The organism is Cupriavidus sp. SS-3, from assembly GCF_035818815.1.
Taxonomy (GTDB): domain Bacteria; phylum Pseudomonadota; class Gammaproteobacteria; order Burkholderiales; family Burkholderiaceae; genus Cupriavidus; species Cupriavidus taiwanensis_C.
In genome coordinates this window covers 267,754-274,502 of record NZ_JAYLVT010000009.1, presented here as the reverse complement: position 1 = coordinate 274,502, position 6,749 = coordinate 267,754, and the positions used below count along the sequence as shown (strand labels likewise).

Genomic DNA, 6,749 nt, shown 5'->3' with positions numbered 1-6,749 from the left:
TAGACCTCCCACGGCGTGGTTTCCAGGATGCGGCGCGTCAGGTGGTGGCCGATGAAGCCGTTGACGCCGAGAATCAGGACCTTTTTCATCGGTTTCCCTCGTCGGACTGTTCGGTATGGAGATGCAGGGCAAGCGCCTGCGGCGTGACGGCAGCGCCGTCCGGTGCCGCTAGCCGCGTGACGATGACCAGGCCGCCGTCGCCGCACACGCCGATGACCTGGCCGTCGCGCACCTGCAGGCCGGTTGGCGTGCCGGCGGGAGTCGACGGCACCGCACCCGGCAGCGGCCGGCGTGCCTGCGCCACGATGAAGCGCTGCCCGCCAACTTCCGTGAACGCGCCGGGGTAGGGCGGTGCGACCGCGCGGATCAGGTTGTAGACCTCGGCGGCGGGCCGGTTCCAGTCGATGCGGCCGTCCTCGGGCTTGCGCCCCGAGTAATAGCTGCCTTCGGCCAGCCGGTTCGGGCGGCGCGGCGTCTGTCCTGCCATCATCGCGGGCAGCGCGCGCCACAGCGTCTGCTCGGCCGCCACGGTGACCTTCGCGAACACTTCGCCGGCGGTATCGTCGGGCAGGATCGGCACGGCGGTCTGGTCGACGATATCGCCCGCGTCGGGCCTGGCTTCCATCACGTGCAGCGTGGCGCCGGTCTCGGTTTCGCCGTGCAGCACCGCCCAGTTGACCGGCACGCGGCCGCGGTACTTCGGCAGCAGCGAGCCGTGCATGTTGAACGCGCCGCCCGGTGCCAGCGCCAGCACGCCGGCGGGGATCATGGCGCGATAGTAGAACGAGAAGATGACATCCGGGCGCGCGTCGCGCACGGCCTGGGCGATGGCGGGATCGGTCGGGTCCTCGCCATAGAGGAACGGCATGCCCAACTCGGCGGCGGTGTCCGCCACGTGGCGGAACCAGATGTTCTCGTCGGGCCGGTCGCGGTGGGTGATCACCAGCGCCACCTCCACGCCGCGCGCATGCAGCACGCGCAGGCAGCGGTCGCCGACATTGTGGTAGGCAAAGACGACGGCGCGCATCACGGCTCCACGGTGCGGGCCGGGTCGGCCTCGAGAATGGCCTTGATGCGGTAGCGCGGGCGGTCGCGCACTTCCTGGTAGATGCGGCCGACGTATTCGCCCAGCAGGCCCACGCCGAACAGCAGGATGCCGATCAGGAAGAAGTTCATGGCGAACAGCGTGAACAGCCCCTGTACTTCGGAACCCAGCACGAAGCGCCGCACCAGCAGCACCACGAACAGCACCCCGGACAGCAGCGACAGCAAGGTGCCGATGGCCGAGAACCACTGCAGCGGCACGATCGAGAAACCGGTGACCAGGTCGAAATTCAGGCGGATCAGCTGGTACAGCGAGTATTTCGATTCACCCGCGTGGCGCTGCTCGTGTCCGACTTCGATCTCGACCGGGTTCGAGGCAAAGGTGTATGCCAGCGCCGGGATGAAGGTATTGACCTCGCGGCACGCATTGATGGTGTCGATCACGCTGCGGTCATAGGCGCGCAGCATGCAGCCCTGGTCCGTCATGCGGATCCTGGTGATGCGCTCGCGCAGCCGGTTCATCGCACGCGAGGCATAGCGGCGGAACGCGGTGTCGTTGCGCTGGCGGCGGATGGTGCCGACGTAGTCATGGCCGGCGCGCATGGTCTCGACCAGGCGCGGGATTTCCTCGGGGGGATTCTGCAGGTCGGCGTCGAGCGTGATCACGATCTTGCCGCGGGTGTGCTCGAAGCCCGCCAGGATCGCCATGTGCTGGCCGAAGTTGCCATTGAACAGCACCACCCGGGTCACGTCCGGGCGCTTGTGGAACTGCGCCGCCAGCAGCTGCGCCGAGCGGTCGACGCTGCCGTCGTTGATGAAGATGATCTCGTAGAATTCGCCGAGACCATCCAGCGCCGGATAGAGGCGATCGAACAGGGCTTGCAGCCCGTCTTCTTCGTTGTAGACCGGAATGACGACCGAGACCTGGACCGGGCTCATTGGGAAAGACGTTTGCATGTTTCGCTGAGGATTGCGCAGACCCGCTCCACGTCCGAGGCTTGCATCGCCGGGAACAGCGGCAGCGTGACGATGCCGCGCCCGATGCGCTCGGCGTGCGGCAGCATGCCTTCGCGCCAGCCGAGTGAGCGGTAGTAAGTGAAAAGATGGACCGGCGGGTAGTGCACGCCGGTGCCGATGCCGCGCTCGCGCATGGCTTCCATGAGCTTCTGCCGCGCCTGTGCCGGCCCGCCCCGCATGCGCTCGGTCGGCAGCACCACCTGGAACATGTGCCAGTTGGTGGTGGCCGCCTGCGGGTCCAGCTCCTGCGGCAGTTCGATGCCGAGGGCCTGCAGGCCGCTGTCGGCGGCGCAGCGGAAATAGGTGTCGGCCAGTTCGGCGCGGCGAGCGGTGATGGCATCGAGCCGCTCCAGCTGGGCCAGGCCGACCGCGGCGTTGACATCGGTCAGGTTGAACTTGCCGCCGGGCTCTTCGACATCCATGCCGTCCAGGCCGGTGCGGATCACGCCCTGCAGCCGCAGGCGCTCGGCGCGCACGGCTTCCTCGGGCGTGTTCATCACCAGGCAGCCGCCTTCGATGGTGGTGATGTTCTTGTTGGCCTGGAAGCTGAAGCTGACCAGGTCGCCGAAGGCGCCGATGCGCTGGCCGCGCCAGCGCGAGTCGATCGCCTGGGCCGCGTCTTCGATCACGCGCAGCCCGTGCCTGGCGGCGATCGCGTACAGGCGCTCCATGTCGACCGGCAGGCCGGACAGGTAGACCGGCATGATGGCGCGCGTGCGCGGCGTGATGGCGGCCTCGACCGCATCGAGGTCCAGGTTGCGCGTGCGCGGGTCGATGTCGACGAACACCGGTTTCGCCCCCACGGCCACCACCACGTTGGCGGTGGCGACCCACGTGATCGGCGTGGTGATGACTTCATCGCCGGGGCCGATGGCGGCGATGCGCAGCGCGATTTCCATCGTTGCCGAGCCGTTGGCGAAGGTGCGCACCGGGCGCCCGCCGAACAGGTCGGACAGCGCGGCCTCGAAGGCCTGCATCTTCGGTCCGGAGGTGATCCAGCCCGAGGCCAGCACCTTGCCGACCTCGGCAATGGCGGCGGCGTCGATCTCGGGCCGCACAAACGGCAGGAAGGCGGGAGCGGAAGCGGTCATGGCAGGCGAAGGAGGCGGCGGCGGTCAACCAGGCGAAGGTGCGTACAGCCTTCAGGAGCGGGCGATCAGGAAGACGCCCGCCAGTATCAGCAGGATGCCGGCCACGCGCAAGGGGCCGATGATCTCGCCGAACAGCCACCAGGCCGCGAGCGCATTGACCACATAGCCCAGCGACAGCATCGGATAGGCGATCGACACATCGACGCGCGACAGGCCCACGATCCAGACGCCCACGCTGACCACGTACAGCGTGAGCCCGGCCAGCACCGGCCATTGCGTCAGCACGCGCACGGCCGTGACCAGCAGCGTGCCGCGATCCAGCGTGATGGCGCCGACGGCGTTGACGCCGGCCTTGAGCAGCAGCTGCGCCGCCGCATTCAGCAGCACGCCGGTCAGGATGAAAGCAAAGGTGGAAAGCGTCATGGCAAGGCGGTTGGCGGATTACGGTGCTTGCGTCTGTGCTGGCTGTCCGGGCAGGGCGAAATTGGCGACCGCCACGCGCCGGCGGTCGCCGGCGATCTTGTGCATCGGCACGCCGCGCGCGGCCAGCGCGGCGTAGGTCTGCGGCGCCATGATCGCCACCGCGCGCTGGCCGTCCTGCCAGCGCGCGAGGAACTGGTCGACGCTCGGGATCCACTTCTGCGGCTCTCGTCTGATGCCGAATTCGAGTTCGTCCGGATGCTCGACCAGGATCGTCGTGCGGCGCAGGTAAAACGGCAGCGTGTGGTCCAGCAGCCGCACGCTGTACAGCGGCATGTCCGGCGCCAGCACGGCATTGATCGCGGGCACCAGGTCAGCGCCGGAACTCGGCCGGCCCATCACTTCGTGGGCGCGCAGTCCGACCGTGGCGCAGACCAACATGGCCAGCGCATAGGCCACTACGCTGGGGAGCACGCCGCGGGTGCGCAGCAGCCGGCGAGCCAGCAGCGCGCCGCCCAGCATCACGGCAAAGGCGACTGCGAGCCATGCGGCAAACTCACGATACACCGCATTGGGCGTGCCCGGCTTTTCCATCATGCCGACGAACGGGATCGCGATCAGCCCGATCACGCCGAGCGCAACCATGGCATTGACCTGCCAGCGCCACGCGCGTTCCGTGGTGGTATCCAGCGCCACGCCGGCAAGCAGCGCCAGCGCCGGGAACACCGGCACGATATAGCCCGGCAGCTTGGAGCCGGACAGGCTGAAGAAAACGAAGATCGCCACCGCCCACAGCCCGGCCAGCAGCGCCGGCTGGAACGGGCGCGGCGCATTGCCGCGCGCCACCCCGGCGCGTTCGCGCACCGCCTGCCACATCTGCGGCACCAGGCCCAGCCAGGGGAGGAAGCCGCCCAGCAGCAGCGGCACGAAGAACCAGAGCGCGCCCTCGCGGTGGTGCACGTTGGAGGTGTAGCGCTGCCAGTGCTCGTGGATAAAGAAGAAGCGCAGGAACTCCGGGTTGCGTTCGGACACCAGCCAGAACCACGGCACCGTGACCGCCAGCAGCACCGCGATGCCGGCCAGCAGATGCAGGCGGCCCCACAGCTTCCAGTCGCGCGTCGCCAGCGTATAGACCACCAGCACCAGGCCGGGCAAGGCCAGGCCGACCAGGCCCTTGACCAGCACCGCCACCCCCATCGCCGCCCAGCACGCCAGCATCCAGTTGCGCCGCACGGCCGGCGTGGCCGCCGGATGCTGGGCCAGCAGCATGCAGGCGAGCACGCATGCCATGGCAGCGGACAGCGTCATGTCGAGCGAATTGAAGTGGCCGGCGACATTCCACATCGGCGTCGACACCAGCACCAGCCCGGTCAGCATCGCCACGCGGCAGCCGTACCAGCGGGCCGCGGCCAGCATCGACACGCCGATGCCGAGCATGCCGGACAACGCCACGCACAGGCGCGCCTGCCAGTCGCCGACGCCAAACAGGGTGTAGGCCAGCGCCGTCACCCACATGTGGAAGGGCGGTTTCTCGAAATACTTGAGTTCGTGGTAGCGGATCGTGACCCAGTCGCCGGTGGCGACCATCTCGCGGGCAATCTCGGCGTAGCGGCCTTCATCGGAACGCAGCAGGTGGCGCATGTCCAGGGTACCGAACCAGACCAGCAGGATCAGCAGGCCAACCAGCATGACGGTACTTGCGGTGGCTCCGATGGACGGCGCGGCGACAAACCGCGAGGTCGATGAACTACGCATGGATCTCCTGGAAAAGCGCGGCGAACCAGGTCTCAGGCGTCGCGTGGCGATGAGGAAGCCATCACAACGCAGAGCCGGGCCTGGCGGTGGACACCGGACCGGAATGTCCGCGCGAGCGCACTGCAGGCGCGCCGTGACCGCGAGGCGCCCGGAACGCCACAACCGCTGGAATACGCGAGGCGCGCAATGGTAGCACGGCGGCCAAGTCACTCCGGACGGATGCCGGAAGTGGCGGCGGCGCCCGTTGTTTGAGAAATGAGATGTATAAAGCATATGTGGCCGACCGAACCGGTGAAGGAGCCCCGGCATCGTCGTCGGCATGGCTGTTAGACCGACGACGGCGTGAAATGACCAGTTACATGCGCAACAAAAACGCCATAATTCCGAGGTGATGCAGTCAGATATCAGCGGGACGGGCGCCGATTCCGGGCGCGGGACAATCCAGACGGGGATCGACGTGAAGACAGGGGTTCAGCAAATCCGGCAGGCCGGCCTGTTGGCGTGCGCGGCGGCGTTCGTGGCGTTGTTTGGGACGCTCTCCGCCCAACCCGCCGGCGCCCAGGGCATGGCGGTGCTGCCCGGCACCGGCGGCATCGCCCAGGCAGCGGCCAGCCAGGCGCAGGCCGCCGCCGCGGCGGTGCTGTGCAACGCGCCGTGGTTCCGCTCCGGCTCTCATGTGCAGATGGAAGGCGACGGCGTGATGCCGATGTCGATCCGCATGACCCTGCGCGATGTAAAGCGCAGCCCGACCGGGTGCCGCGCCCAGCTCGAGGTCAATTCCAAGTCGGCGCTGTCGGCGCTGATGGGGCCGCCGGTGATCACCAACCAGGTCCATGAGGTGGTGATCGAGCGCAGTGCGCCCGAGGCGCAAACCAGCATCGAAAGCCAGCATGCCATCATCAACGCGCGCGCCCGCTATGCCCGCATGTATGGCGAGGCGGCGTTCCGCGGCAAGGGGGTGTTCAACTACGCCGGCCTGGACCTGCGCGAAGGCACCACGCTGGAGGGCGAAGTATTTAGTTCCAGCGTCTCGCTGAAGGTCTATCCGCTGGGCTCCGATGAAGCGGTCAGCACCATGGACGCGCAGCGGGCCACCATCCATATCGGTTCGCGCCACGTGGGCAGGCTGCAGATGCTCGACACCCTGATGGGCCGCAAGGAATGCCAGCCGATTTCCTACGACAAGCGCACCTCGCTGGGGCCGCTGATGATCGGTGGCGAACTGGTGCAGGTCGAGCCCACCGTGATGCACGTCACCGACTGGTACTGCCCGGCCGAGGCTTTCGTGCTGCGCACCGAGGTGCGCCAGGACGACAAGGTGCAGCGCGTCGATGTCACCGCGCTGGAGCGCGACACGCAGGCTCCTTAGCAGTTGCCGTGGCCGGCGCCATGGCCACCTAGCCCGCGAGGGCACAAAAAAAC

Annotated in this window: 5 protein-coding genes and 2 pseudogenes; 1 reads left to right on the top strand and 6 read right to left on the bottom strand. The window is 67.9% G+C overall.

Going from position 1 to position 6,749, the window contains the following annotated elements; translation table 11 throughout:
- From U9J39_RS16460 to U9J39_RS16435, 6 genes and pseudogenes are all read right to left on the bottom strand, one after another.
- Positions 1-206 (bottom strand): annotated as a pseudogene (locus U9J39_RS16460) (hypothetical protein); the annotation flags it as partial.
- A pseudogene (locus U9J39_RS16455) lies at positions 167-1,027 on the bottom strand (formyltransferase); the annotation flags it as partial. The pseudogenes U9J39_RS16455 and U9J39_RS16460, both read right to left, overlap by 40 nt.
- Positions 1,027-1,983 carry a glycosyltransferase gene (locus U9J39_RS16450; RefSeq protein WP_442784900.1) on the bottom strand — a complete coding sequence of 319 codons (957 nt, stop codon included), beginning with the start codon at positions 1,981-1,983 and terminating at the stop codon, positions 1,027-1,029. The pseudogene U9J39_RS16455 and the gene U9J39_RS16450, both read right to left, overlap by 1 nt.
- Positions 1,980-3,152: a DegT/DnrJ/EryC1/StrS family aminotransferase gene (locus U9J39_RS16445; RefSeq protein ID WP_326347544.1), complete on the bottom strand. Its 1,173-nt coding sequence runs from the start codon at positions 3,150-3,152 to the stop codon at positions 1,980-1,982. The genes U9J39_RS16450 and U9J39_RS16445 overlap by 4 nt, the downstream gene beginning before the upstream one ends.
- A 51-nt stretch (positions 3,153-3,203) precedes the next feature.
- Positions 3,204-3,575 carry an EamA family transporter gene (locus U9J39_RS16440; protein WP_115713074.1) on the bottom strand — a complete coding sequence of 124 codons (372 nt, stop codon included), beginning with the start codon at positions 3,573-3,575 and terminating at the stop codon, positions 3,204-3,206.
- An 18-nt stretch (positions 3,576-3,593) separates the two neighbouring features.
- Positions 3,594-5,327 carry a glycosyltransferase family 39 protein gene (locus U9J39_RS16435; protein ID WP_116314552.1) on the bottom strand — a complete coding sequence of 578 codons (1,734 nt, stop codon included), beginning with the start codon at positions 5,325-5,327 and terminating at the stop codon, positions 3,594-3,596.
- Between the two features lie 457 nt (positions 5,328-5,784).
- Between U9J39_RS16435 and U9J39_RS16430 the strand changes: the two genes are divergently transcribed.
- A complete protein-coding gene (locus U9J39_RS16430) occupies positions 5,785-6,696 on the top strand; it encodes a hypothetical protein (protein ID WP_116314804.1) in 912 nt (303 codons plus the stop codon).
- Positions 6,697-6,749 lie beyond the last annotated feature (53 nt).